Origin of the sequence: Streptomyces sp. NPDC004647 (assembly GCF_040609575.1) — a bacterium.
Classification (GTDB): domain Bacteria; phylum Actinomycetota; class Actinomycetes; order Streptomycetales; family Streptomycetaceae; genus Streptomyces.
In genome coordinates, this window is record NZ_JBEXKU010000209.1 from 1 (window position 1) to 1,502 (window position 1,502).

The window sequence follows — 1,502 nt, forward strand, 5'->3', positions numbered from 1 at the left end:
ACCCGCACCGGTGATCAGGACCGTGCCATCCGGCTTCCAATCCGGCGCCGTCACCGCCTCCGCGGCCACCGTCGCCAGCCGCGGAACTGACAACCGACCGTCATCCAGGACGACTTGAGGCTCACCGGATGCAAGAGCCAGCGCCACGGCTTCCTTCGGGTCCGCACCATCGGCCGTGTCGACGACCACGATGCGTCCCGGGTGCTCGGCCTGCGCGGAACGCAGCAGGCCCCACACGGCCGCGGTGGCCGGATCGGGCTCCGCCATGACCGCGCCCCGGGTGACCACGGCGAGCCGCGCGTCGCTCTCCGCCGACTCGCCGTCCGCCGATTCGGCCAGGAAGCGCTGGACCGACTCCAGTACCTCGGCCACGCTCGTACGGATGTCCCCGCCGGGCTCGACGTACTCGACCATGACCTCGGGCGGCACACCGCCGGATCCGTCCGGAACCGGCACATCCGTCCACCGCACCTCGAACAACGGGTCGGCGGCCACCGCGGAGCCCAGCTGCTCCTGCGACATCCGCTGCAACCGCAGCTCATCCACCGTCACCACCGGCAGGCCGGCGCCGTCGAACGCCGTAAGCCGCACGGCGCCGTCGGCGCTCCGGGACAACCGTACCCGCAACGCGGACGCGCCCACCGAGTGCAGCCGCACCCCGTTCCAGGAGAACGGCACCCACAGGTCCCCGGAGAGCAGCGGATGCAGCGCGGCATCCAGCAGCGCCGGATGGACGCCGAACTCATCGACCTCGTCTGGTAGTTGAACCTCGGCGAGCAACTCCTCCCCCGCGCGCCACGCCGCACGCAGCCCCCGGAACACCGGTCCGTACCCGTATCCCAGGCCGGCCAGCAGCTCGTACGCCTCAGCGACATCCACTCGCTCGGCACCGGCGGGCGGCCACGTACCTGCCAGGCGCTCCTCCGCCACCACGGGATCGGCGGCCAGTACGCCCACGGCATGCCGGACCCACTCCACCCCCGCATCGGCACCAGCGTCCGCGTCCTGGACACGGGAATGCACAGCGATCGACCGGCGCCCCGCATCATCGGGAGCCCCCACCGACACCTGCACCGCCACCAACGCGTCCGGCGACAACACCAGCGGCCGCTCCAGCGTCAGCTCCTCCACCACCTCGCAGCCGACCTCGTCGCCCGCGTGCAACGCCAGCTCGACGAAGGCGGTACCGGGCAGGATGACCGTGCCGTAGACGGCGTGGTCCTCCAGCCACGGGTGGTTGTGCAGCGACAGCTGACCGGTGAGGACAAGGCCCTCCTGGGGCGCGAGGCGTACGGCCGCACCGAGCAGCGGGTGACCGGCCGGATGCAGACCAAGACCTGCCGCGTCCACCACCGAACGCCCCGCGGGAAGCCAGTGACGACGCCGCTGGAAGGCATACGTCGGCAACTCCACCAACCGACCACCCGCCACCCACGACGACCAGTCCACATCGACACCCGCGACGAACACCTCAGCCAGACTCCGCAGCAGACGCGCCCGCT

The 1,502-nt window shown here is 71.6% G+C and carries 1 protein-coding gene; it reads right to left on the reverse strand.

What is annotated here, in order from left to right:
- Positions 1-1,470 (reverse strand): polyketide synthase dehydratase domain-containing protein (locus tag ABZW18_RS34715; protein WP_356195502.1); only part of this gene is annotated, 1,470 nt, incomplete at its 3' end.
- Between the last annotated feature and the right edge of the window lie 32 nt (positions 1,471-1,502).